The organism is Streptomyces sp. NPDC024698 (assembly GCF_055559015.1).
The window spans coordinates 359309-382225 of sequence record NZ_JBVHLK010000004.1; the positions used below are offsets into that span (position 1 = coordinate 359309).

Below are 22917 nucleotides of genomic sequence, written 5' to 3' on the forward strand. Positions count from 1 at the left end.
CGCCACCCTGTCGGTCATGGCCGCCCGCGGCATGTCCAACACGACATCGCCGACGAACTCCACCTCAGCCCCTTGACCGTCCGCACCCACATCCAACGCGCCATGACCAAGCTCCAGGCCCGCGACCGAGCCCAACTGGCCGTAGCCGCCTACCAGTCAGGCCTGGGACAACCGGGCCCACCGACAGCGACCTGACTCACCTGGACCGCACGCGGACACGACCCGCGCGAGGTCTCACGGCCGCAGTACGCCCCGCAAGGAGGCTGCCGAGTCCATCGAAGCGCGCTGGCCCCGGAGACGCTTCACCCCACCACCGGATTCCGGGTGGTCCCTCTCCTGGAGACGCCGCACCCGGCATCATCGCCACCGCCAGCGGCCCGACGCGTGGCACGGCCAGGACCCAGGATCACAACAAAGGGCCGGTTCAGAGACTCAAACCTCTGAACCGGCCCTCAGTGGTGTGCCCCCGGCAGGATTCGAACCTGCGACACCCGCTTTAGGAGAGCGGTGCTCTATCCCCTGAGCTACGAAGGCGGGGATCTGTCGGAAAGCGTGTCTGGAGGTCTGCCGGGGTGGGCGGACCGGTCAGGCTTGCTTGGCGACAGGGTGTGGTGGCAGCCCGTGAGGGGGTAGCCATCGCGGTCAGTGTAGCGGGTGGTGCCTGATCCGAGGGCGGAGAGATGGGCGTACCGGCTCAGGCGGCGGGTGCTCGGGTGATCTTGGGGCGGGTCGGGTGGAGCGTGCGGGTCAGCCGGCTGGGAGGTGTGAGAGGGCCGGGCGGGTCAGGTGGAGCATGCGGGTCAGCCACAGGTCGCCGGACTGTTGGGGAGAGAGGCGGCGGGGTGTCGGCGGAGCGGGGGGCCGGGGCAGGGTGGCCGTACCGGTGATCATCGACAGCATCAGTGCGGCCGCCGTGCCGACATCGACGTCGGGGAGCAACGAGCCGTCGTCGCGGGCCCGGGCCAGGACCCGGTTCAGGGCGCCGAGCCAGTTGACGTGGCAGTGGAGCGACGGATCGTCCGGGGTCCTGATCTCCTGGGCCAGACGGGCCCCCGCACGGACGGTCGGGTCGCTTTCGAGGAGGCCCACGAGGGTGTGGGCCATGGCGGTGGCTATCTCGAAGGCCGGGGCCTCCAGCAGCGTCAGCTTCGCGAGTGCGGCGCCCGATGTCGCGCAGGCCTGCGCCTGGACGGCACGGGCGAGATCGGACTTGGCCGCGAAGTGGAAGAACAGGGCGCCCTTGGTGACCTGCGCGCGGGCGCTGACCGCGGACAGCGTGGCCCGTTCGTAGCCGTACCGGTCGAACACCGCCGAGGCGGCCCGGATCAGATTGCGCCTGGTTCGCTCGGACCTCTCCTGCCTCACCACGACGAGACCACCCGGACGCTCCTTGTCGTTCGGCTGCCGTTTGTCCTGCCGCAAGCGACGCTAGGAACCCGCTTTTGGATCTGTCAACGGGGCCCCGAGCGCGCGGATCATCTTCACGCCACCGTGGTAACTCCCGTAATTTTATTGCCCGTTGAAGGATCTCGGACGTCGGTTCAGGTCGGGCGCACCCTGCGGAAGCGGCCCGCGACGCACAGGTCCGCCTCGATGCGGGCCGCGGTCGCGCGGAGTTCGGGCAGTACGTCCTCGACGCAGGCCTCCGCGGTGTGGCGGCTGGCGTGCGTGGTGACGTTCACCGCGGCCACGGTCCGTCCGTCCCGGTCGCGCACCGGGACGGCGATGGACCGCACTCCCCGCTCCAACTCTCCCTCCACCAGGGAATATCCGGTCGCCCGCACCCGGTCCAGTTCGGCCCTGAACCGCTCCGGGTCCATGAGTGGTGCCCGGGAATCCACCTCGGCCGCGCCGCCGGTCAGTGCCTCCGTCGCGCGGGCCTCCGGAAGGCCGGCCAGGATCGCCCGGCCCAGGGAGGTCGCGTACGCGGGTACCCGGGTGCCGACGGTGACGTGGACGCTCGTGGCGCCGCGGGCCGGGACGTGCCCCGTGTACTGGATCTCGTCGCCCACCGGCACCGCGAGCGACACCGAGTCGTGCACCCGCTGGGAGAGATCGGTCAGATGCGGGGCCGCGATCTCGGAGAGCGAGGTCCGCGAGAGTGGCGGGAAGCCGAGCCCCAGGACGCGGGGGGTTAGGCGGAAGAGATGGTCGTGCGTGGTGACGTATCCGAGGTGTTCCAGCGTGATCAGCGCACGGTGAGCGGTCGCGCGGGTGAGTCCGGTGACCCGGGCGACGGCCGCGAGGCTCAGTTCGCCGCGGCCCTCACCGAAGGCCGTGATCACGCTCAGGCCCCGCGCCAGCGGCTCGACGAACTCCCGCCCCAGCTCCTGCCGGGAGGCGCGGGCCCAGCCCGGTTCCTCCCGTACGTCCGGCACGTCCGATGCCTCCGGTGCGTCCCGCTCCAGCGCCCGTTCCATCGCGGTCACGGCCGCCCGCAGGCGTGGCAGCAGGGTGTCCCGCAGTCCGGTGGCGTCGTGCCGGCTCGTGTGGCTCACCACGTTCACCACACAGGCGATCCGCCCCGCCTCCCGTACGGGCATCGAGACGGCGACGAGGCCCGGTTCGATCAGCTGGTCGTCCAACGCCCAGCCCAGCCGGCCCGCTTCGGCCGCGCGTTGCTCGAAGTCGTCTCCCACGGTGGGGCGTTGGGCGGCGGGGAAGGCGGGGTCGTCGGACCTCGCCTCGTACGGCCGGCTTCGGGCCGGCACCGCCGGGAAGCCGCGGTCCTCCGGATCGGCCGTGCGGCGCTCGCGCCAGCGCGTCCACTCCTCCTCGGTCCACTCGGACGCGAACAGCGCTCCGGGCGAGGTGCGTTCGGCGGGGAGCAGGTCGCCGATGCTGAAGCTCAGGGACATCGCGCGGCGTCGGGTCGCCTGATGGATGAAGCGGATGCCGTCCCGGTCGCGGACGGCGAGGGACACCGACTCGCCGAGGTCGTCGGCGAGCGCGTCGGCGTGCGTGTCCAGAACCCGGGGGAGCCGGAGCGCGGCGAGATAGGCGTTGCCGAGTTCCATCAGGCGCGGGGCCAGGACGACATCCCGGCCGTCGAGGCGTACGTATCCCATGCGCGCGAGGGTCGCGGTGATCCGGTCGAGGGTGGGCCGTGCCAGCCCGGTGGCCCGTTCGAGCCCGCTCGGACCGGCCGTCCCGTCCGCCTCGGTCAGTCTCCGCAGCACGGCGATCCCGCGGATCAGCGGCGTGATCGCCTCGTCGGGCACGTCGGACCCGGCGGCGGACCGAGCAGCGCCGGACCCGACGACTGCGGACCCGGCGGCGCCGGACCCGGAAGCCGCCCGCCGGCCGGCCGCGGGGCCTGCGCCGGACACCCCGGACACCCCGGAGATCCCGGATGTCCCGGATGCCTCGGACGCCTCGGATGTGCCGGACACCCCGGACCGCGCGGGACTCGACGACCCGGGGCCCGACGGCAGGGGACCGGATGGCAGGGGGCTGGATGACATGGGCTCTCCGATGCGGCTCCCGGAGGAGCCACGGTTGTGCCGGCCCGCCCACCGCGGCAGGCCGGCGCTTCCCGGCATGGGCATCGGCTCGTCCGCTCGGCGATTGACGAGCCCTCCGCGGCTCGCCCGGTGGTCAGTGGCGCGTCACGTACACCCGATAGTTCCCCGCGGCGTCCGCCGACGCGACTTGGACGGTGATCCCCGCCTTGCCGGCCTTGAAGGTCTCACCGGGGGAGTAGGGCGCGTCGGAGAGTTCCGCCTGGACGTTGGGGGACCGGGTGCATCCGCCGCTGTCGGGGTGGGAGTCGTACACCGTGATGGGCCCGTTCCCGGTGTCCACGTCCGCGTCGACCTTGTAGATCAGGATGCCGGGACGGCAGACGGCGGAGTCGTTGCCCGCGCGGGTGCGGAGTTCGAGCACGTACCCGCTCCGGGGGCCGACGGGTATGACGACGAGCTTGGCGCCGCCCCGCCGGGCCATCGGTGTCAGCGTGTACTCGCCGGTGCCGCGCGCCGTCGCGCAGCCGACCTGGGAGGCGTCGAGCCAGCCGAGCTTCCACTTGTGCCAGCCGAGCAGATCGTTGTCGGCCCCCCAGTCCTCACTCATGATGTCCCAGTGCCCGACCGCGGCGCCGCCGTCCTGGGTGTAGAGGTCGGGCAGGCCGAAGGTGTGGCCGTTCTCGTGCGGCAGGACGCGGTAACCGGTGTCGGCGTAGGAGCCCGAGCCGTCGTCCTGGCGGCTGTAGACGAAGGACGCGTTGGCGACGGGGACGCCGTCGGCAACCGGCGCCTCGGTGTTGCCGGCGAACGTCACGGACAGCACGGTGTCCAGCGCGGAGGGTCCGGCATTGGGTGTGACCAGCACGTTCAGGATGTCGTACGAGCGGAAGTCGACCTCGGGATCGGCGGTGGCCACGATGTCCTGGACGAGTTCGCGGTACCCGGGGTCGAAGGGCGCGCCGCGTTCTATCCCGTACGCCTTGAAGGGCTTGGGCATCCGCAGCCAGTGCCGGACGGGGGCCTCGGGGCGGTAGTCGAGACGGCCGTAGGAGGCGGTGCGGAACCAGTCCTGCGTCTTGGGGAAGAACTCGTCGTAGCGGTCGAGGGCGCTGCCCTTGCCGGGTGCGTCGGAGAAGTCGACCATCAGCGTCAGGGCCCGGAGCGTGCCGGTGGAGCGGGCGTATCCGGGGGCGGTCGGTATTCCCTCGCCCATCTGGACCTCCGACGGGCCGCTGATCATGCAGGGGCCGAGCGCCGTGGAGCGGGCCAGCGCCCTGGAGCCCGCCGTGGCGGAGCCGGCCGTCAGATGTCCGGTGCCGGCGGAGGTGCTGACCGCCAGCGTCAGAACGGTCACCGTGGCCAGCGCGGCCACACGGCGCGGGCGTATGCGGCGGCTGGACGGCTGCATGCAGGGGCCCTTCGCTCCACGGCAGCCACCGGTGTCCGACTGCACCCTCTCGATCACCCTGTGTCGCCGACGCGCCGTGCGCTCGCTGGATGAGCCCGATCGGGTTCATCCGCTGGAGGAGGGGAGAAGGCGCGGCGAGGAGGGGGAGAGAGCGGCGAGAAAAGGTGGCGAGGGCGGCGAGAAGAGGTGGCGAGGGTGGCGAGAAAAGTTGGCGAGGGTGGCGAGAAGAGGCGGCGAAGGGGGCGAGAAGAGGCGGCGGGGCAAGGGAGACGGCGCCGCGGAGGGAGTGAGGGGCAGGTGGGAGGGGTGGGAAAGGGAGGTGCCAAGGGTGAGGAAGGGAGGGGAGTGAAGCGAGAGAGGGTGATGTGACGCAGGTCACACTCATCAGTTCCGGATCAGGGAAATAACCGGGGATCGTTTCCCCGTTTAGCCATACGTCCAAGCGAAACGGGGACCGAATCCCCGGATCGCAATCAGGCTTCGAGACACACCGAGGAGTACCCCGTGGAGACCGCGACCCCCGTGCAGCGCCGAGTGGCCCGGCCGCGCGCCGACGCCCTGCGCAACCGGGAGCGGATCGTCGCCGCCGCCCGCGAGATGTTCGTCGAGTTCGGCGCCGACGTGCCGTTCGACGAGATCGCCCGCCGGGCCGGTGTCGGCAACGCCACGGTGTACCGCAACTTCCCCGACCGTGACGCCCTCGCCCGCGAGGTCGTGTGCTCGGTCATGGACCGCACCTCGGAGTGGGTCGAAGAGGCTCTCGCGGCGGACGGCGACGCGTTCGAGGCGCTGAGCGGCTTCGTGCACTTCGCCGCCGACGAGAGGATCGGCGCCCTGTGCCCGATGCTCTCCGAGAACTTCGACCAGAACCATCCCGACCTGGTCGCCGCGCGCGACCGGATCACCGTACTGATACAGCAGTTGATGGCCCGCGCCCGCGAGGCCGGACAGCTGCGCCCCGATGTCGAGCTGGGCGATCTCATGATCGCCGTCAGTCAGCTCACCAGGCCGCTGCCGGGCACCGCGTGCCAGGGCATCGACCGCTTCGTCCACCGTCATCTCCAGCTGTTCCTGGACGGTATGCGGGCCCCGGCCCGCTCCGAACTGCCGGGAGTGGCAGCCGACTTGGAGGCACTGCGACGCGTGTGACCGCCGTACAGCTCACCTAGCCCGCACAGCCGTCACGACTCGAACTCATCGCGTGTGAGGCGCGCCCGTCATCAGGGACGGGAGCCCGCCGAGCCGCTGTCCGGCCGTCACCGTCGACGAGCCGTCCCCTTTTCTTTCCTTTTTTCGCCACGAAGTCCCGGAGTGGGTATCCCCATGTCTGAATCAGGCACGTCCACAGCAGTGCAGGACCCGGTGTCCGACGCGCACAGCAACCGCTGGAAGGCGCTCGTCTTCATCGCGCTGGCCCAGCTGATGGTGGTTCTCGACGCCACGATCGTGAATATCGCACTGCCCTCCGCCCAGCAGGACCTGGGTATTTCGGACGGCAACCGGCAGTGGGTCGTCACGGCCTACGCCCTCGCCTTCGGCGGTCTGCTCCTGTTCGGCGGCCGTATCGCCGACCTGTGGGGCCGCAAGCGCGCGTTCGTCGTGGGCCTGGTCGGCTTCGCCGCCGCGTCCGCGCTCGGTGGCGCGGCGCAGAGCGGCGCGATGATGTTCGGCGCCCGTGCCCTTCAGGGCGTGTTCGGCGCGCTGCTGGCGCCCGCCGCGCTCTCGCTGCTCGCCGTGATGTTCACCGACGCCAAGGAGCGCGCCAAGGCCTTCGGCATCTACGGCGCGATCGCCGGTGGTGGCGGCGCCGTGGGCTTCATCCTCGGCGGTGTCCTCACCGAGTACATGAACTGGCGCTGGACCTTCTTCGTCAACATCCCGTTCGCGATCGTGGCCGCGGCCGGCGCGTACTTCGTCATCCGTGAGCCGCAGGGCGGCCGCAACCGTTCGCCGCTCGACATCCCGGGCGTGGTCCTGTCCACCCTCGGTCTGGTCTCCCTCGTCTACGGCTTCACCCACGCCGCGACGAACGGCTGGAGCGACTCCCTGACCGTCGGCCTGTTCGTGGCCTCCGCCGTGCTGCTGGCCGCGTTCGTCCTCACCGAGTCCAAGGTCAAGGCCCCGCTGCTGCCCCTGCGCGTCGTCCTCGACCGCAACCGCGGCGGTGTCTACCTCTCCCTCGGCCTCGCGATCATCGCGATGTTCGGCACGTTCCTGTTCCTCACGTACTACCTCCAGATCGTGAAGGGCTACTCGCCCATCTCGACCGGCTTCGCCTTCCTGCCGATGATCGCGGGCATGATCACGGGCTCCACGCAGATCGGTGCCCGTCTGATGACCCGGGTCGCGCCGCGCCTGCTGATGGGCCCCGGCTTCCTGGTCGCCGCGGTCGGCATGCTGCTCCTGGCGCAGCTGGAGATCGGCTCGTCGTACGCGTCCCTGGTGCTCCCGGCGATGCTGCTGCTCGGCCTCGGCATGGGTACGGCGTTCATGCCCGCCATGTCGCTGGCCACGCACGGCATCGAGCCGCGTGACGCCGGTGTCGCCTCGGCGATGGTCAACACCTCGCAGCAGGTCGGCGGTGCGATCGGCACGGCCCTGCTGAACACGATCGCGGCCTCCGCGACCACCGCCTACATCAAGGACCACATGGCGGGCGCCGGTACCAAGGCGCAGCAGCAGCTGGTCCAGGCGGAGGGCATGGTGCACGGCTACAGCAACGCCATCTGGTTCGCCGTCGGCATCCTGGTGGTCGCCGCCGCACTCGCCTTCACCCTGATCAACACCGGCCGTCCGGACACCTCCGCGGTCGTCGGCTCGGGCGAGGGCGCAGAGGACGAGCTGAAGGTGCCGGTCGTCGCGCACTGACCCGACGGCCACCCCGAACTCCGGTACCTCCGCTTCCACAGCCCGTACGACGGTGCCTCGCGTACGGACGGGGATGGGGACGCCTCGTCCGTACGACCCCTGAGACCGCCCCGGTTCCCCGCATGTGGGAGCCGGGGCGGTCTCGTGTCCGCAGTCCGCGGTCCGTGTCCGCCGCCTTCTGCCTTCTGTCGCCGAAGTCGAAGTCGAAGCCGACGCCGACGCCGACGTCCTCGTCTTCGCCCTCGTCCCTGGGCCGGGCCCGGTCGCCGACGCGATCCGCTACGGGCTCGGCTAGCGCAGCCAGGGCAGATCCGCCCCCGCGTCCTTCGGCTGGAGCCCCTCGGCGATGATCCGCATGGCCTCGCCGAAGGCCTTCCGCTGGTCGGGGCCGAGCCGGTCGAACAGGGCCTGGCGTACGGCGGCGACATGGCCGGGCGCGGTGCGCCGCAGCACGTCGTAGCCCTCGTCGGTCAGGACCGCGAACTGACCCCGCTTGTCGGACGGGCAGTCCTCCCGGCGCACCCAGCCGTTCTTCTCCAGTCGCGCGACGGCGTGCGAGAGCCGCGAGCGGGTGATCTTCGCGTTCATGGCCAGCTCCGTCATCCGCAGCCGGCGGCCCGGCGCCTCTCCGAGCTGCACGAGCAGGCCGTAATAGATGTGCGGCATGCCCGCGTCACGCTGGAGCTGACGGTCGAGGTGGTCTTCCAGGAGAGTCGTGGCGTGCATGTACGCGCGCCAGATGCGCTGTTCCTCGTCAGTGAGCCAGCGGGGCTCTTCAGCGGGAGCGGGTGCCTTGTTCATGTACTCCACTGTACGAGCCTCTCCTTGAAACTTAAACAAACTCGCCGTAGTCTCGTTCTGAGAACTTGAGACTTTAAGCAAACTGCTTCAAAGATCAAGCACTGCCGCCGTACGATGGAACTCTCCGGAGGGAGCCGCCATGTCCGCCGCCACCGAGGAACGCCGCGCATCCGAGCGCATGCCCGCCCTCTATCTCAGCCATGGTGCCCCGCCGCTCGCGGACGACCCGGTCTGGCCCGGCCAGCTCGCAGCCTGGTCCGCCGACCTGCCCCGCCCCAAGGCGATCCTCATGGTCTCCGCCCACTGGGAGGAGGCCCCGCTCGCCCTCGGCGCGATCGAGACGGTCCCGCTCGTGTACGACTTCTGGGGCTTCCCCGAGCACTACTACCAAGTGACGTACGCCGCCCCCGGTGCCCCGCGGCTCGCCGAGTCCGTACGCAAACTGCTGCGCGCGCCCGGTACGCCGGTGCAGGACATCCCGGACCGCGGACTCGACCACGGCGCGTACGTCCCCCTCAAGGAGATGTTCCCCGAGGCCGACATCCCGGTGCTCCAGATCTCCATGCCGACGCTCGACCCGGTCCAGCTGTTCGAGATCGGGCGGAAGCTGGCGCCGCTGCGCGACGAGGGTGTGCTGATCGTCGGCTCCGGCTTCTTCACCCACAATCTCGCGGCCCTGCGCCACACCGGCGGGGGCGTCCCCGCCTGGTCGAGCGAGTTCGACGACTGGGGACACCGTGCGCTGGAGGCCGGTGACGTGGATGCGCTGCTCGACTTCGAGCGCAAGTCCCCGGCGGGCCGTCTCGCCCATCCGCGCACCGAGCACTTCGCCCCGCTCTTCGTCACCATGGGCGCCGCGGACGCCGTCGGAGGACTCGACGGCCAGCGGTCCGTGATCGACGGATTCTGGCTGGGAATGGCCAAGCGGTCGGTGCAGTTCGGCTGACGGGCCGGTGCGGTTCGACTGGAACGGCCGGTGCGATTCGGCTGAACGGCCGGCGTGGTGCGGTTGGGCGGTCGGTGCGGTCCGGTGGGGTGACCGGCGTGGTTCGGCTGGGCGGCGCGGGGAAGGCGCTGGACGCGGCGTACCTCGGAATCGCCTGTGAATCCGTGTCCGCGGCAACCTTCGGGCCGTGCGATCCGTCCTCAAGGGTGGGAAAGCAGCCGCGGACGACGGAGTTCCGGTGTGAAGGCGGGATCGGCGCATGTGATGGGCGTCTCACGGACGTAGGGATCGTACGAGTTCGTGGGCGCGCCGGGGACGGTTGCCACTCCCGGCCTGACCTGCACATCTGTACGTTCTGACCGTATTGGCCCTGCTGTGTGGTGCGACAGGGTACTGCATGATCAGAAAAATCCAGAGGCCGGTTGGGAATTCTGTCCTGATTCCAGTCGTTGTTTCCTTCAGATGCCGGGCACCCGGGAGGGTGAGACCGGATGTCCAGGACCACCCGCAAGCCCACCACGCAAGGGAGCACGCATGGCAACCCGTGCCGTCGCCCGTCGTCAGTCCGCCACAGGCAGGACCGGCGACGCGGCACGCAGTGTTCGCGCCGGAGGCGGCGAAATCGCCGATCGCGACCTGGTCGGCATGTACCTCGACGAGATCGCTCGAACACCGCTGCTCGACGCCGCCAAGGAAGTCGAGTTGTCCCAGGTCATCGAGGCAGGTGTGTTCGCGCGGCAGATCCTCGACGGTGAGGCGGAGGCGAAGGCGGACGCGTCCCGCGAGGAACTGGAGGCGCTGGTCGCCGACAGCGAGCACGCCAAGGACGTCTTCATACGGTCCAACCTGCGTCTGGTCGTGGCCGTGGCGCGGCGTTACCCGCGCAGCGGCCTGCCCCTGCTCGACCTGATCCAGGAGGGGAACGCCGGCCTGGTGCGCGCGGTCGAGAAGTTCGACTACCGCAAGGGCTTCAAGTTCTCGACGTACGCCACCTGGTGGATCCGTCAGGCCATCACCCGTTCCATCGCCGACCAGTCGCGCACGATCCGCCTCCCCGTCCATCTGGTCGAGGAACTGGGCCGGATCCGTCGTGTGCAGCGTGAGTTCAACCGTGAGAACGGGCGCGAGCCCGAGCACGCGGAGATAGCCGCCGAGCTCGGCACGACACCTGAGCGGGTGGGCGACGTCCTGGACTGGGCGCGCGACCCGGTCTCGCTGAACATGGCCGTGGACGACGAGGGCGAGACCCAGTTCGGCGACCTGCTGGAGGACACCTCGGCGGTCTCGCCCGAGCAGTCGGTGCTCACGCTGCTGCGCAGCGAGGAGCTGGACGACCTGATCGGCCATCTCGACCAGCGCACCGCGTCCATCATCAAGATGCGGTACGGCATCGAGGACGGCCGGGAGCGGACGCTCACCGAGGTCGGCAAGGAGCACGGGCTCACGCGTGAGCGCATCCGTCAGATCGAGAAGCACGCGCTGCTCGAACTGAAGAAGCTGGCGCGCGACACCGGATTCGACGCGGCGGCGTAACGCGGAAGGGGGCTTGGACCGGGGCACGCGGAGCCTGCGGGGCGGGTCGCGTGGGCGGGGTGAGTGGGCCGTACGGGTTCATTCGCCGCGCGGGCACGGAACCCGCCCGGCCCGGTCCGCACACGGGAACCCGGGGCACGTTGGCCACAAGTCGTCCAGACATGGCCATGTAAGGCCGCTTCAACGTGCCGACCCCTGGGAACAAGACTTCAGGGTCCACGCTTCGGGCCCTGTCCGAGCGGCGGAAGCGAACAGAAGGACCGAGCGGAAGTACCGAGCAGACGCACCGATCGACGTACGTGACGGAAGCGCCGACCGGACGTGACTGACGGAAGCACACCGCTCCCAAGAACCGAGTCCCGACGCACACCCCCCCCGCGCCGGGACTCTCCCAGAGTCGAGCTTCGGCGCCTCCCCCCCCGGCGCCGGAGCTCGGCTCCTTTTTCGCCGCGGGGCACGGCGCGGCGGAGGGGGCCGGATCGCGGGAGAGCGAGAGCCGCAGCGGACGTAGCCGGATCGCCGGACAGCGGGACATACGAGAACGGGCCACCCCGAACCTGAACCCCGGGGTGACCCGGGGGCAGATTCTGCCACAGCGACATAACCTGCCGTCGCCGACGGTCCACCGGGTGTCACCGCCCCTGAGGTGCGGCGGCTCACCGCCGGCCGTCAAGCGCCGTCAGTCTGCGGCACTTCCCCCGCCCGGCTCAGCCTCGCGCCCAACACCTTTACGTAATCCGCCAGTTCTCGTGGCTCCCGGACCGTGAAGTCGCAGCCGACCATCGCGATCCGCACCGCCAGCCAGTCCACCGAGTCGCTGGAGGAGGCCCGTAGCCGGCAGCTGTGCGCGTCGATCGCCTCGGGCGCGCCGACCCACGCGGGCACACGTGCCGCGACGAACTCGGCCGGGGCGGCGAAGAGGACATCGAAGGTGTAGGTCTCCTGGCGCCGGTACATCGACCGCCTGAGGAACTCCGCGGCGTCCCCGGTCGGCAGATCGCGGGGGGTGAACCGGGCCCCGGTCGCGAAGGGCTCGCTCACCCGGTCGACGCGGAAGGTCCGCCAGTCGCCGCGGTCCAGGTCGTAGGCGACCAGATACCAGCGGCGGCCGGTGGAGACCAGCCGGTACGGCTCGGTCAGCCGCCGCGACCCGGTCCCGTCCCCGGAACGGTAGGCGAACCGCAGCCGTTCGGGTCCCGCGATGGCCGACGCCATCACCGTCAGCGTCTCGGGCGCGATGCTCGCCCCGTCTCCGCTGGTCAGCGCGGTCGTCGCGGCCTGGAGCGTGGACACGCGACGGCGCAGCCGGGACGGCAGCACCTGCTCCAGCTTCGCGAGCGCCCGTACGGAGGCCTCGTCCACCCCCGCGACCGCGTGCCCGGCGCCGGCCCTCAGGCCCACTGCGATGGCCACGGCCTCCTCGTCGTCGAGGACGAGCGGAGGCATCGCCGTGCCCGCCACCAGCCGGTAGCCGCCGTCCGCGCCCTTGGTCGCCTGCACCGGATAGCCCAGCTCGCGCAGCCGGTCGATGTCACGGCGGACCGTGCGGCGCGACACCCCGAGACGCTCGGACAGCTCGCCGCCGGGCCACTCGCGGGGCGTCTGGAGGAGGGAGAGGAGCTGGAGAAGTCTCGCCGGCGTATCCGTCGTCATACCTCCCAGGGTGCCGGAGAACTAGGACATGATCTGACCTAATCGGGCTCTAGGTTGGTCGCATGACCTCCACCGACACCCCCGAGACAGCGCTCGGCAGCCCGGGACCGAGCAGCCCGGGACCGAGCAGCCCGCCGCCGAGCAGCCCGGCACCGGACGCCGTCGCCGACCGACGGCGCTGGTTCGCCCTCGCCATCGTGATGACCGCGGCCTTCATGGACCTCGTCGACGTCACGATCGTCAACATCGCCATCCCGTCGATCCAGCGCGACGCGGGCGCCACCTTCAGCCAGATCCAGTGGATCACCGCCGGATACGCGCTGGCCTTCGCCGCGGGACTCGTCACCGGCGGCCGGCTCGGCGACATCCACGGCCGCAAGAGGCTCTTCCTCCTCGGCGTGGCCGGCTTCACGATCGCGTCGGCGCTGTGCGGGTTCGCGGTGAACCCGGAGATGCTCGTCGCCTCGCGCATCCTCCAGGGCGCCATGGCCGCGATGATGGTGCCGCAGGTCCTGTCGATCGTGCACGCCACCTTCCCGGCGCACGAGCGCGGCAAGGTCTTCGGCCTCTTCGGCGCGATCGTCGGACTGGGCGCGGTCTCCGGACCGCTCCTCGGCGCGCTGCTCACCGAGTGGAACCTCTTCGGCCTGGAGTGGCGGCCGATCTTCCTCATCAACCTGCCGGTCGGTGTGGTCGCGCTGATTCTGGGCCGCCGCTTCATCAGCGAGTCGAAGGCCCCGAAGGCCCTCAAGCTCGACCTCGTCGGCGTCGCCCTCGTCACGCTCGGCCTGCTGATGCTGCTCTACCCGCTGACCCGCGGCCGTGAACTGGGCTGGCCGCTGTGGGGATACGCGTCGATGGCCGGCTCCCTCGTGGTCTTCGCGGCGCTGGTGGCGTACGAGCGGCGGAAGGCGGCGCGGGACGGTTCCCCGCTGGTCGAGCTGTCGCTGTTCAAGGTGAAGAGCTTCGCGGCGGGCATCGCGGTGCAGACCGTCTTCGGTGTCGCGCTCGGCATCTTCTTCCTGGTCTGGACGCTGTACATGCAGATCGGACTGGGCTGGAGCCCGCTGCGGGCGGGCCTGACCGGAGTGCCGTTCTCGATCGCGGTCTCGGTGGCGGCGGGCATGTCCGTGCAACTGCTCGTCCCGCGCTTCGGACGCAAGGTGCTCCAGACGGGCGCGCTGGTCATGGCGCTCGGTGTGCTGGTCTACATCTGGGAGTCCGACCGCTACGGCATGGACATCGCCTCCTGGCAGATGGCCCTCCCGCTCGTGGTCATGGGCGCCGGCATGGGCTTCATCGTGGCGCCGCTGACGGACGCCGTGCTCTCGGAGGTCCCGCGCGAGCACTCGGGTTCGGCCTCGGGCCTGATCAACACCGTGCAGCAGATGGGCAACGCGCTCGGCCTCGGCCTGGTCTCGGTCCTCTTCTTCGGCGAGATCGGGGACCGGCTGACTGCCGCCCAGGTGGGCCCGGCCTTCGTGAACGCCTTCCAGCACGCGCTGGGCTGGGTCGCCGCCGTGCTGACCGTCATCTTCCTGCTGATGTTCGCCCTGCCCAAGCGGCCCGCCCAGCATGTGGAGGGCGCACAGGACGAGACGGACACTCAGGGCCAGGACGCTGACCCGGCCGTGGGCAAGAGCGAGGACGAGAGCGATGGCAAGAGCGAGGACGAGGGCGAGGAAGTGGGCGGGGACGAGATCCGGGATCGGAAGCCGGAGTTCGTGGGTCAGGGCTGATCCCCGCGGACCGGGGCTGATCCCCGCCCCGGTCCGCCGCTAGGTACCCGTGTGACGCGGAGGTCAGAACGGGAGGGGGCCCGGCACCTCAGGAGCCGGGCCCCCTCCCGTTTCAGCCCAGTCGCGCCGCCCGGCGCTCCATCGCGTCCCGGGCCGCGTCCTCGGACGCGTACACCTCGCACATGTGCCGCCGGTCCGGTGTCGCCGTGTGCTCGACCTCCCACAGGGAGATCTCCTGCCCGTCGCGCAGCAGGAACGCGTGCTCGTAGAGCGAGAAGCACAGCCCCGCCTGCCCCGCGCGGCAAGGACGCCCGAAGGCCTGGGTGATCTGGTGCGCGAACGCCTCCCGAAGCAGCAGAGACGTCAGCTCGGCGTCCGGCCGGTCCGGATTCTCCGCGCGCCGCAGAAGCCGGCGCGCGTGATCGGCGGAGCCGTCGGGCACATAGGTGTGTCGCGGCTCGGGGATCGACGACAGCTGTACGAAGACGGGCAGCTCGAAGTCCGGCGCGTCCGGCGGGAGCGGGAGCCGGGCCGTGGCCGTGCGCAGCTCCTCCTCGTCCGCGTAGACCTCGTGCTGGGCTTCGCGACCGGTCGCCGTGTTGTGCACCAGCTCCCACAGCGTGACGGCGGAACCGTCGGCGAGCAGCCAGGTGTGCCGGTACGTCTCCCGGTGCAGTCCCGCGCTGTGGTGCGCGGAATGCAGCGAACTGTCGTGCGCGAGCGCGCGGTCGAGCCGCCGTATCGCCTCGTCGGGCAGCTCGAACGAGTTCAGGGCGCGGCCCAGAAGTCGTGCGAGATGCTCCTCCGGAGACTCGGGCGACTCGGGTGGTTCGTACGCTGCTGTCTCGTACGGAACGCTCAAGGTTTCTCCCGGCGTTGCTGCATGTCACCTTGTGGGTGCATACCGTAGCCCCTCGGTCGGACATCATGTCCGCGAACCGAGAAAACGTACGGACGGAAAACGGGCGGGCCGCGCGACGAGTTCCCCCGCGGCTCACGGGAACGTCAAAAGCCCCTCGTCAGACGGTACTTCCGGCGTTCCACGCGTCCCGCGAAAGGTTCCGGCCGTCGCACCCATTGTCCGGCAGGGCGCCCTTGCCGCACCAGTTCCCGGACGCTACGACCTCCCCGCTCCCGCCTCTCCGTAGAGCTCCTCGTACGACGGCCACACCCCGCCCGGCCCGTCCACCGGCTCCGCCGCGCGGACCGCGCGCACGATCGCGCGGGTCACCAGGTCGGCGCCCGCCGCGAGGATCTCGTTGAGGGCCAGGGGGTTGCCGGCGGCGAGCGGCCGGTCGCCCGTGGCCAGCGCGAACACCGTGTCCCCGTCGTTCAGCAGATGCACCGGCCACACGGCACGCGCGATCCCGTCGTGTGCCGTACCCGCGAGCTTCTGCGCCTGCGCCCGCGTCAGGGCGGCGTCGGTGGCGACGACGGCGAGCGTGGTGTTCAACGGCGGCGGCGCGTTCCTCGCGGCGGCCTCCGCGAGCCGCAGCCGGGCGGCCTCGCGCACCGCGGCGGACGGACCCGCCGTACGCCCTCGCGCCAGCTCCCCGTACAACGCTCCCGTTCGCGGCTCCACCACCGATCCCACCGCGTTGGCCACCACCAGCGCGCCCACCGTGACACCGGACTCCAGCACGGCGCCGGCCGTCCCGATCCCGCCCTTGAGCTGCCCGACCACCGCCCCCGTGCCCGCGCCGACGGAGCCCTGGCGCACCGGCGCGCGCAGCCCGCTCGCGTCGGCCGCCCCGACCGCCTCGGCTCCGGTGGAGGCGTCCGGCCGCGCCCGGAAGTCGCCGCCGCGCCCGAGATCGAAGACGCAGGCGGCGGGCACGACAGGGACGACATGCGTCGGGTCCGGCCCCACCCGCACCCCGCGCCCGCGCTCCTCCAGCCACGCCATCACGCCCGACGCCGAGTCCAGCCCGTACGCGCTGCCCCCGGTCAGTACCACCGCCTCGATCCTCTGCACGAGGTTGCGCGGATCGAGCGCGTCCGTCTCCTTGGTGCCGGGTCCGCCTCCGCGCACGTCCACGGCGGCGATCACACCTCCCTCGGGCGCGAGCACCACCGTCGTCCCCGTGAGCCAACCGTCCCCGCTGCGCGTCGCGTGCCCCACCCGCAGGCCCACGACATCTGTCAGAGCGTCAACTGTCATGCGCCCAGTCTTCCCCGGCCGCGGTCACGCTCCTCTCTTCTTCTCTACGCGCCTCCCGCCGCTCCCGTCGCCGTCTCCCGTGTCGCCGTCCGCGTCGTCATCACCACCCCGACCGCCACCGACAGCGCGGAGACGATGCCGGCGGTCAGTACCGCCCAGTCGCCCAGGAAGGTGCACAGGATGACGAGCAGCGCGGTCGTCGGCAGGACGAGCTGCTGGGCGATGCCGACCTTGAAGTGACGGGAGTGCAGTAGCCAGACGGCGAGGAAGTACAGAGCGGTCGGCAGTGTCACCGCGGCGGACGCCGAGAGCGCCGAGATGTGCGCCGTGCCGACCGTCTGCTCCACCGCGACTTCGAGACCCGCACCGATCGCGGCGGCCGAGGAGAAGATCAGATAGTGGCCGTATCCCCACAGGAAGGCCTGCCCGCTGGAGCGCAGATGGCCGTGGATCGGCACCACGAAGTAGATCCACCAGGCGGAGAACACGATCAGCAGGCCGCCCGCGGCGATGGGCAGCAGCTCGCCCAGCGCGTCGTGCTCGTCGACGGCCGACTTCACCGCGACGGTGGCGGCGGCGATCGTCTCGCCCAGCACGATGATCGTGAACAGTCCGTACCGCTCGGCGATGTGGTGCGGATGCCAGGACGTGGTGAAGTCCTTCTCCGCGTACAGCGGGACGCACAGCTCGGCGAGGGCGACGACCAGGAAGACCCATACGCGAGCCGCCTCCGGCGCGAACAGCAGGCCGAGCCAGCCGACCTGGCACAGCAGGACGCCGGCCGCGTAGCGCAGTGCCGCGGTTCTCTCGGTCCCCCCGGTGGACCGGGCCACCCGCAGCCACTGCGCGATCATCGCGAGCCGCATGATGACGTAGCCGAGCCAGACGACCAGGAAGTCGTGGCTCTCGAACGCCTTGGACACCCCGGCCGCGAGGACCAGGACGCCGGCGATCTGCACCAGTGTGACCACGCGGTAGAGCACGTCGTCGTTGTCGTAGGCCGAAGCGAACCAGCTGAAGTTCATCCACGCCCACCAGATGGCGAAGAAGATCATCGCGTAGTCGAGGATGCCCTGGCCCGCGTGCCCGTCCGCGACGGCGTGCACCAGCTCGGCGCCCGCCTGGGCGATGGCCACCACGAAACACAGGTCGAACAGGAGCTCCAGCGGTGAGGCGACCCGGTGCTCCTCGTCGCGGCCGCGGGCGGTCATTCTGCGGAGCGGCCAGTGGCCCGAAGGCCGTGGTGGCGAGGCGGAATCCGGAGCAGAACGCGAGGTCATAGGGCCAAGCACAGCAGAAAAGTCCCGGAAATTCTTGTGAATGCCTTCACAAGCGCCGTCGGGGTCGCGAGGCCGACGGGATGCCGGGCCGTGGGTCAGGCGGGGTGCCGGGCTGTGGGTCCGGTGGCGTACCGGGCTGTGGTTCCGGTGCCATGCCGGGCCGTGGGGGCGGCGGGAACCCGAGGCCGCCGGGCCGCCGAGGTGAACGATTCGGCCGGGGTGGGCCCCCGTCCCCTCGGCGTATCCTGGGGGCATGAGTCCCGCCCCCGCCCCCGAACCGCGCGATCCGAAGCCGGCCCTGGTCTTCGACGATCCGCTGAACCAGCAGTCCTCGGACGATACGGACCGCGGGTGGGGCGAGCGGGCCGACGGCACCGGTGACAGTGCCGCCGACCTGAAGCGCTTCCTCGACGAGAAGCCGCCCCACCACATCTGAGTCCGGCCCGGGGTGTTCTCACCCCCGGGGTCGCGGCCTGGATGTCCAGGGCGCGGACGCTCGCCATGCGGGCGTGCGCCCGCCCAAGCCTTCGCCGTCAGTACTCGCGGCGTCCCTGGCCGTGCTGACCGCGCTGGGCGACCAGCTCGTCGCGGATCTCCTTGAGCACCTCCAGCTCGGACACCTCGATGATCTCCCTGGTGCCCTCCTTCGCCTTCTGCCGGGCCGCCTGCCGGGCCAGGAACTTGGCCATCGGCAGCACCATCAGGAAGTAGACGACGCTGGCGGTGATCAGGAAGCTGAGCGTGGATCCCAGCACCGAGCCCCACATGATGCGGATGCCCGTGGCGGTCGCCCCGGTGCCCGTGCAGGGGGCCTCCAGGCAGGAGCTGTAGTTGTCGAGGTCCTTCGTGCCGACAGCTCCGACCAGCGGGTTGATGATGCCCTTCACCACGGAGTTGACGATGTTGCTGAAGGCCGCTCCGATGACCACGGCGACGGCCAGGTCGATGACGTTGCCCCGCATGAGAAAGGCCTTGAAGCCGTCCCAGACGCCAGGCTGCTTGTTTTCGCTCACTAGGAGGCCCCTCCGCACAGGTTGTGGAACAAACAGCTCCGCAACCTACGGCAGGCCCTGTCGGACCCGGTGAACTGGGTAGCTCGAACGAGGGACTTGAGACGGTTTCGGCGCTCATCGCAGCGTCACCGCAAGCCGTGACGTCGTTCCGGCGCCCGCCAGCCGCGCGGCCGTCGCCCGCGGAACCGAGAGGACGACCAGCGCCCCGGTCTCCGTGGCGCCGACGTCCGGAACCGCGGTGACGCGCGCCGCGGCCGCGACCACCCGCACCGTGCCGCCGCCGTCCGCCGCGACCACGTCGACCCGGTCGCCGGGCCGCAGCAGGCCGACCGTGGCGCCGTCCGCGATCCGGACCGGCGCCCGCACCGTCTCGACGGCTCCCGGGCCGCGTACGCGCGAGGAGGCCGCGGTGGAGGCGGTCGCGGACGCCGCCGGGTGCGTGGACGCCGGGTGGCCGCGGCCCCGCCCGTCGTCTCCGGGGCCGGCCGCCACGAGCGCGGCGGCCGTCATGGCCAGACAGGCGGCGGCAGCCCGCCTCCTGTGCCGGGTCAGGAGCCGCAGCCGATGGCGCCCGCCCCGCACCCGGACGGGCGCGAACTGCGGCACCTCGCATGTCGGAGGCGTGTCCGCGCCCGGCGGGCGGATGTGCTGGGAGAGCTGTGCCATGGTGACCACCACCTGCGACGAGGGACCGGCTTGCGATCCCACGATGAGCTCTCGCGGCGAAGTCCGCAGGCGCCCGTGGACCACCCGCGTTCTGTGGACAACTCCCTCACCCGAACGGGAGGTTCCGCCCCTGCCCGGGTCCGTGCTCCCGCCGGGTCCGTGCCCGTGCCCGTGCGTGCGCGTGGGCCCATGCGCGGGCGTGCGCGTGGGTCACGGCAGCGTGAAGCCCGGGTCCATCCCGCCCAGCGCCTTCGTGCACAGGCAGTCCCGCGAACCGTTCGCCGGCAGCCCCGCGACCGCGTCGAAGAGCACACCCCGCAGTCGGTCCACGTTCGCGGCGAACACCTTCAGCACGTCGTCGTGAGAGACGCCCTCACCGGTCTCGGCGCCCGCGTCGAGGTCGGTGACCAGCGTCAACGACGTGTAGCAGAGCTCCAGTTCGCGGGCGAGCGCGGCCTCGGGGTGCCCGGTCATGCCGACCACGGACCAGCCCTGTGCCTGGTGCCAGAGCGATTCGGCCCGGGTGGAGAACCGCGGACCCTCTATGACCACGAGCGTGCCGCCGTCCACCGGCTCCCAGTCACGTCCCCGCGCGGACTCCAGGGCGACCTCGCGGCCGACGGGGCAGTACGGGTCGGCCAGCGACACGTGCACCACGTTCGGCACCGTGCCGTCGGGCAGCGGCAGCCCGTCGAAGTAGGACTGCGACCGGCCCTTCGTACGGTCCACGAACTGGTCGGGAACGAGCAGGGTTCCGGGCCCGTACTCGGGGCGCAGTCCGCCCACGGCGCACGGGCCGAGGATCTGGCGGGCGCCGACGGAGCGCAGCGCCCACAGGTTGGCCCGGTAGTTGATCCGGTGCGGCGGCAGATGGTGGCCGCGGCCGTGGCGGGGCAGGAAGGCGACCCGCCGGCCGGCGATCTCGCCGAGGAACAGGGAGTCGCTGGGCGGGCCGTACGGGGTGTCCACCCGCAGCTCGGTCACGTCGTCGAGGAAGGAGTAGAAGCCCGAGCCGCCGATGACGCCGATCTCGGCCGAGGTCTGTGGGTTCTCCGTGTTCGCCATGAACGGCACCCTACGGGCTGGCCCCACACAGGGGAGAGGGCCGCTGCTGCCGGTGCCCGGGAGGGGTCGAGGCGACGGTGCCGGAACCGGAAGCGGGCTCCGTGCCGGGCGAAGGCGCCGTGCCGGAACCGGACCCAGGCTCTGTGACGGGCGAAGGCGCCGCGCCGGACCCGGACGGAGGCACCGTGCCGCAGGGACGCCGAAGACCCCGTCGTCGCGTGCGACGGCGGGGTCCCGTGGAACGAGCCCTGTGAGGCCTTGCCGCCACGCGGCGAAACCGAACGGCGGGGAGCCATGTGGCACGGCCGTGCGGCGCGGCCCCGGTCACGGCGGGCCGGAGCGCGAGCCCCGGCGGACCGGGAGTCCTTACGCGGCGGAGCTGCCGGCCGAGCCGGTGCCCGACGACTTCGCGCCCGAGGACGAGGAGCCGGAGCCGGACGTCGACGACGCGGACTTGGCGTCCGAGGTCGAGGACGCGGGCGCGGACGTCGACGGCTTCGACGCCGGCGAGCTGCTCGACGAGGAGCCGCGGCTGTCGTTGCGGTAGAAGCCGGAGCCCTTGAAGACAATGCCGACGGCCGAGAACACCTTCTTCAGGCGGCCGTTGCAATTCGGGCATTCGGTCAGGGCGTCATCGGTGAACTTCTGCACCGCCTCGAGGCCCTCGCCGCACTCGGTGCACTGGTACTGGTAGGTCGGCACTTGTCTTCCTCCTGGCACTCTCACTCAGTGAGTGCTAACGACGGTCCATACTGACGTATTCCGCGAGATCAGTCCACTGTCACCGGCACGCGGTGACCGACGCCACGCGCGACGGCTCGGCTCGGGGCCCCCGGGGCGAGACGCGACCGCAGGGTCACCAGGGTCGCCAGGGCCAGTGCGGTACCGGCCATCGGGACGAGGAATCCGGCACCGCCCCAGAGCCTGTCCTCCAGCTGTCCCGCCACCGTGACGGCCGCCGCCTGGCCGAGGGCGACGGCACCGGTGAGCCAGGTGAAGGCCTCGGTGCGGGCGCCCCGCGGGACGAGGCTCTCGACCAGGGTGTAGCCGGTGATCAGGCTGGGAGCGATGCACATGCCGACCACCAGGCCGAGCCCGGCGAGCACGATCACCGAGTTCGCGGCCCACAGCCCGGAGGCGGCCAGCGCGAGGGCGGCGTACCCGACGACGAGCCGTCGCTGCGGGGCCACCTTCCAGGCGACGGCGCCGCAGACGATGCCCGAGAGCATGTTGCCCGCCGCGAAGACGCCGTACAGGACACCGTTCAGGCCGGGCTCGCCGATCGACTGGCTGTACGCGGCCAGCGAGACCTGCATACCGCCGAAGACGGAGCCGATGCCCAGGAAGGTCATGATCAGAACGCGTACCCCGGGGATCCGCAGAGCGGAACCGTGCTCCACGCGCGCGTGACCGGCGGTGACCGCGGGCTGCGTGCTCTTCTGCGCGGCGAACAGCAGACCGCCGATCAGCGTCAGCGACGCCTCGGTCAGCAGGCCCGCGGCGGGGGCGACGGCCGTGCACAGCGCCGTGGCGAGCAGGGGGCCGAAGACGAACGTCAGCTCGTCCGTGACGGACTCGAACGCGGCCGCGGTCGGCATCAGGGGCGAGTCCTGGAGCTTGACGCCCCAGCGGGCGCGCACCATCGGGCTGATCTGCGGCACGGAGGCACCGGTCGGCACGGCGGCGGCGAAGAGCACCCACAAGGGGGCGTCCGCCAGCGCGAGCGCGGTCAGGGAGACGCCGGCCACGGTGTGCACGAGGACGCCGGGCAGCAGGACGGCGCGCTGTCCGTGCCGGTCGGCCAGACGCCCGGTGAAGGGTGCGAACAGCGCCATGGAGACACCGGTGACGGCGGCGACCGCGCCGGCCGCTCCGTAGGAGCCGGTGGTGTGCTGCACGAGCAGCACGATGGAGATCGTCAGCATGGCGAACGGCTGACGGGCGGCGAAGCCGGGGAGCAGGAACGTCCAGGCGCCGCGGGTGCGCAGCAACTGTCCGTAGCCAGGGCGGGAGGTGACCGTGGATGCCACGGCCGTGCCTTTCTGCCGCCTGGTAGCGCGCCCGTGCGGGGGCGCCGAGAGCTGTCCTCTTGCGCGGATCTGCGGTAGATACCGGCGTCCTCTGCGGAAGGACGTCACGGCCGCCATACGGTCGCGCCAGCTCTGCGTCAGGCAGAGTTGGTTCGATCAAGGTGTGCGCTCATCGTACAGGGGGTGGGCCCGGCGCCGGGCCTGTGAAAAAGAGCACGGTGCGGTCGCGCGCCTGTGAATGCCCCTCGTTCTGCCGAGACCTGCCGCGTCCTTCCGCGTGTGTGTTCGGC

Annotated in this window: 19 protein-coding genes, 1 tRNA gene and 1 pseudogene; 7 read left to right on the forward strand and 14 right to left on the reverse strand. The window is 71.1% G+C overall.

The annotated features are described in order from the left end of the window. Positions 1–16 precede the first annotated feature (16 nt). Positions 17–195 (forward strand): annotated as a pseudogene (locus ACZ4AA_RS12535) (response regulator transcription factor); the annotation flags it as partial. Between the two features lie 266 nt (positions 196–461). Here ACZ4AA_RS12535 and ACZ4AA_RS12540 read toward each other — a convergent pair. From ACZ4AA_RS12540 to ACZ4AA_RS12555, 4 genes are all read right to left on the reverse strand, one after another. Further along, positions 462–534 (reverse strand) — tRNA-Arg (locus ACZ4AA_RS12540). 213 nt (positions 535–747) lie between these two features. Beyond that, positions 748–1422, reverse strand: coding sequence for a ScbR family autoregulator-binding transcription factor (locus ACZ4AA_RS12545; protein WP_467599789.1), 675 nt, complete (start codon positions 1420–1422; stop codon positions 748–750). Between the two features lie 119 nt (positions 1423–1541). Further along, positions 1542–3221, reverse strand: a complete 1680-nt coding sequence (locus tag ACZ4AA_RS12550; RefSeq protein ID WP_467599793.1) for an IclR family transcriptional regulator domain-containing protein — start codon at positions 3219–3221, stop codon at positions 1542–1544. Between the two features lie 376 nt (positions 3222–3597). Continuing rightward, entirely contained in the window at positions 3598–4872 is a 1275-nt protein-coding gene (locus ACZ4AA_RS12555) for a M6 family metalloprotease domain-containing protein (protein WP_467599796.1), read from the reverse strand. Between the two features lie 504 nt (positions 4873–5376). Between ACZ4AA_RS12555 and ACZ4AA_RS12560 the strand changes: the two genes are divergently transcribed. Together ACZ4AA_RS12560 and ACZ4AA_RS12565 are read left to right on the forward strand one after the other, a co-directional pair. Further along, the gene (locus ACZ4AA_RS12560; RefSeq protein WP_467599799.1) at positions 5377–6021 is read left to right on the forward strand and encodes a TetR/AcrR family transcriptional regulator; all 645 of its coding nucleotides are present in this window, start codon (positions 5377–5379) and stop codon (positions 6019–6021) included. Positions 6022–6195: 174 nt separating this feature from the next. After that, positions 6196–7740 (forward strand): MFS transporter, encoded by a 1545-nt coding sequence (locus ACZ4AA_RS12565; RefSeq protein WP_467599802.1) that lies wholly within the window; start codon positions 6196–6198, stop codon positions 7738–7740. Positions 7741–8031: 291 nt separating this feature from the next. On the opposite strand, the gene ACZ4AA_RS12570 is transcribed toward ACZ4AA_RS12565, so the two are convergent. Further along, the gene (locus ACZ4AA_RS12570; RefSeq protein WP_467599806.1) at positions 8032–8541 is read right to left on the reverse strand and encodes a MarR family winged helix-turn-helix transcriptional regulator; all 510 of its coding nucleotides are present in this window, start codon (positions 8539–8541) and stop codon (positions 8032–8034) included. 139 nt (positions 8542–8680) lie between these two features. Here ACZ4AA_RS12570 and ACZ4AA_RS12575 point away from each other — a divergent pair, with 139 nt between their 5' ends. Together ACZ4AA_RS12575 and ACZ4AA_RS12580 are read left to right on the forward strand one after the other, a co-directional pair. Further along, positions 8681–9487, forward strand: coding sequence for a dioxygenase family protein (locus tag ACZ4AA_RS12575; protein WP_467599809.1), 807 nt, complete (start codon positions 8681–8683; stop codon positions 9485–9487). Positions 9488–10021: 534 nt separating this feature from the next. Next, complete coding sequence (locus tag ACZ4AA_RS12580) at positions 10022–11020, forward strand: sigma-70 family RNA polymerase sigma factor (protein ID WP_467599811.1); 999 nt, start codon at positions 10022–10024, stop codon at positions 11018–11020. Positions 11021–11689: 669 nt separating this feature from the next. On the opposite strand, the gene ACZ4AA_RS12585 is transcribed toward ACZ4AA_RS12580, so the two are convergent. Next, positions 11690–12673 (reverse strand): helix-turn-helix transcriptional regulator, encoded by a 984-nt coding sequence (locus ACZ4AA_RS12585; protein WP_467599813.1) that lies wholly within the window; start codon positions 12671–12673, stop codon positions 11690–11692. A 200-nt stretch (positions 12674–12873) separates the two neighbouring features. Between ACZ4AA_RS12585 and ACZ4AA_RS12590 the strand changes: the two genes are divergently transcribed. Beyond that, positions 12874–14412: an MFS transporter gene (locus ACZ4AA_RS12590; protein ID WP_467600349.1), complete on the forward strand. Its 1539-nt coding sequence runs from the start codon at positions 12874–12876 to the stop codon at positions 14410–14412. A gap of 112 nt (positions 14413–14524) precedes the next feature. On the opposite strand, the gene ACZ4AA_RS12595 is transcribed toward ACZ4AA_RS12590, so the two are convergent. The 3 genes from ACZ4AA_RS12595 to ACZ4AA_RS12605 form a co-directional block, all read right to left on the reverse strand. After that, positions 14525–15274 (reverse strand): DUF6227 family protein, encoded by a 750-nt coding sequence (locus tag ACZ4AA_RS12595; RefSeq protein WP_467599816.1) that lies wholly within the window; start codon positions 15272–15274, stop codon positions 14525–14527. 255 nt (positions 15275–15529) lie between these two features. Then, a complete protein-coding gene (locus tag ACZ4AA_RS12600) occupies positions 15530–16573 on the reverse strand; it encodes a P1 family peptidase (RefSeq protein ID WP_467599819.1) in 1044 nt (347 codons plus the stop codon). 44 nt (positions 16574–16617) lie between these two features. Further along, on the reverse strand, positions 16618–17853 hold the full coding sequence (locus tag ACZ4AA_RS12605) for a low temperature requirement protein A (protein WP_467599822.1): 1236 nt from the start codon (positions 17851–17853) through the stop codon (positions 16618–16620). Positions 17854–18106: 253 nt separating this feature from the next. Here ACZ4AA_RS12605 and ACZ4AA_RS12610 point away from each other — a divergent pair, with 253 nt between their 5' ends. Beyond that, entirely contained in the window at positions 18107–18289 is a 183-nt protein-coding gene (locus ACZ4AA_RS12610) for a hypothetical protein (RefSeq protein ID WP_339129897.1), read from the forward strand. Between the two features lie 97 nt (positions 18290–18386). Here the strand turns inward: ACZ4AA_RS12610 and mscL are convergent, their stop codons facing one another. The 5 genes from mscL to ACZ4AA_RS12635 all read right to left on the reverse strand — a co-directional run bounded on the left by mscL (position 18387) and on the right by ACZ4AA_RS12635 (position 22744). Further along, the gene (gene mscL, locus ACZ4AA_RS12615) at positions 18387–18866 is read right to left on the reverse strand and encodes a large conductance mechanosensitive channel protein MscL (protein WP_467599825.1); all 480 of its coding nucleotides are present in this window, start codon (positions 18864–18866) and stop codon (positions 18387–18389) included. Between the two features lie 114 nt (positions 18867–18980). After that, positions 18981–19532 carry a hypothetical protein gene (locus ACZ4AA_RS12620; RefSeq protein ID WP_467599828.1) on the reverse strand — a complete coding sequence of 184 codons (552 nt, stop codon included), beginning with the start codon at positions 19530–19532 and terminating at the stop codon, positions 18981–18983. A gap of 210 nt (positions 19533–19742) precedes the next feature. Next, positions 19743–20597 carry an S-methyl-5'-thioadenosine phosphorylase gene (locus ACZ4AA_RS12625; RefSeq protein ID WP_467599830.1) on the reverse strand — a complete coding sequence of 285 codons (855 nt, stop codon included), beginning with the start codon at positions 20595–20597 and terminating at the stop codon, positions 19743–19745. Positions 20598–20963: 366 nt separating this feature from the next. Beyond that, on the reverse strand, positions 20964–21299 hold the full coding sequence (locus ACZ4AA_RS12630) for an FmdB family zinc ribbon protein (RefSeq protein WP_467599832.1): 336 nt from the start codon (positions 21297–21299) through the stop codon (positions 20964–20966). Positions 21300–21367: 68 nt separating this feature from the next. After that, the gene (locus ACZ4AA_RS12635; RefSeq protein ID WP_467599834.1) at positions 21368–22744 is read right to left on the reverse strand and encodes an MFS transporter; all 1377 of its coding nucleotides are present in this window, start codon (positions 22742–22744) and stop codon (positions 21368–21370) included. Positions 22745–22917: the final 173 nt, after the last annotated feature.

What these genes read in the sequence shown, in the direction of transcription:
- ACZ4AA_RS12600 (WP_467599819.1), bottom strand. Translation starts at nt 16,573, where the DNA reads ATGACAGTTGACGCTCTGACAGATGTCGTGGGCCTGCGGGTGGGGCAC.
- ACZ4AA_RS12625 (WP_467599830.1), bottom strand. Translation starts at nt 20,597, where the DNA reads ATGGCGAACACGGAGAACCCACAGACCTCGGCCGAGATCGGCGTCATC.
- ACZ4AA_RS12590 (WP_467600349.1), top strand. Translation starts at nt 12,874, where the DNA reads ATGACCGCGGCCTTCATGGACCTCGTCGACGTCACGATCGTCAACATC.
- ACZ4AA_RS12570 (WP_467599806.1), bottom strand. Translation starts at nt 8,541, where the DNA reads ATGAACAAGGCACCCGCTCCCGCTGAAGAGCCCCGCTGGCTCACTGAC.
- ACZ4AA_RS12555 (WP_467599796.1), bottom strand. Translation starts at nt 4,872, where the DNA reads ATGCAGCCGTCCAGCCGCCGCATACGCCCGCGCCGTGTGGCCGCGCTG.
- ACZ4AA_RS12575 (WP_467599809.1), top strand. Translation starts at nt 8,681, where the DNA reads ATGTCCGCCGCCACCGAGGAACGCCGCGCATCCGAGCGCATGCCCGCC.
- ACZ4AA_RS12605 (WP_467599822.1), bottom strand. Translation starts at nt 17,853, where the DNA reads ATGACCTCGCGTTCTGCTCCGGATTCCGCCTCGCCACCACGGCCTTCG.
- ACZ4AA_RS12635 (WP_467599834.1), bottom strand. Translation starts at nt 22,744, where the DNA reads ATGGCGGCCGTGACGTCCTTCCGCAGAGGACGCCGGTATCTACCGCAG.
- ACZ4AA_RS12620 (WP_467599828.1), bottom strand. Translation starts at nt 19,532, where the DNA reads ATGGCACAGCTCTCCCAGCACATCCGCCCGCCGGGCGCGGACACGCCT.
- ACZ4AA_RS12585 (WP_467599813.1), bottom strand. Translation starts at nt 12,673, where the DNA reads ATGACGACGGATACGCCGGCGAGACTTCTCCAGCTCCTCTCCCTCCTC.
- ACZ4AA_RS12565 (WP_467599802.1), top strand. Translation starts at nt 6,196, where the DNA reads ATGTCTGAATCAGGCACGTCCACAGCAGTGCAGGACCCGGTGTCCGAC.
- ACZ4AA_RS12580 (WP_467599811.1), top strand. Translation starts at nt 10,022, where the DNA reads ATGGCAACCCGTGCCGTCGCCCGTCGTCAGTCCGCCACAGGCAGGACC.
- ACZ4AA_RS12610 (WP_339129897.1), top strand. Translation starts at nt 18,107, where the DNA reads ATGAGTCCCGCCCCCGCCCCCGAACCGCGCGATCCGAAGCCGGCCCTG.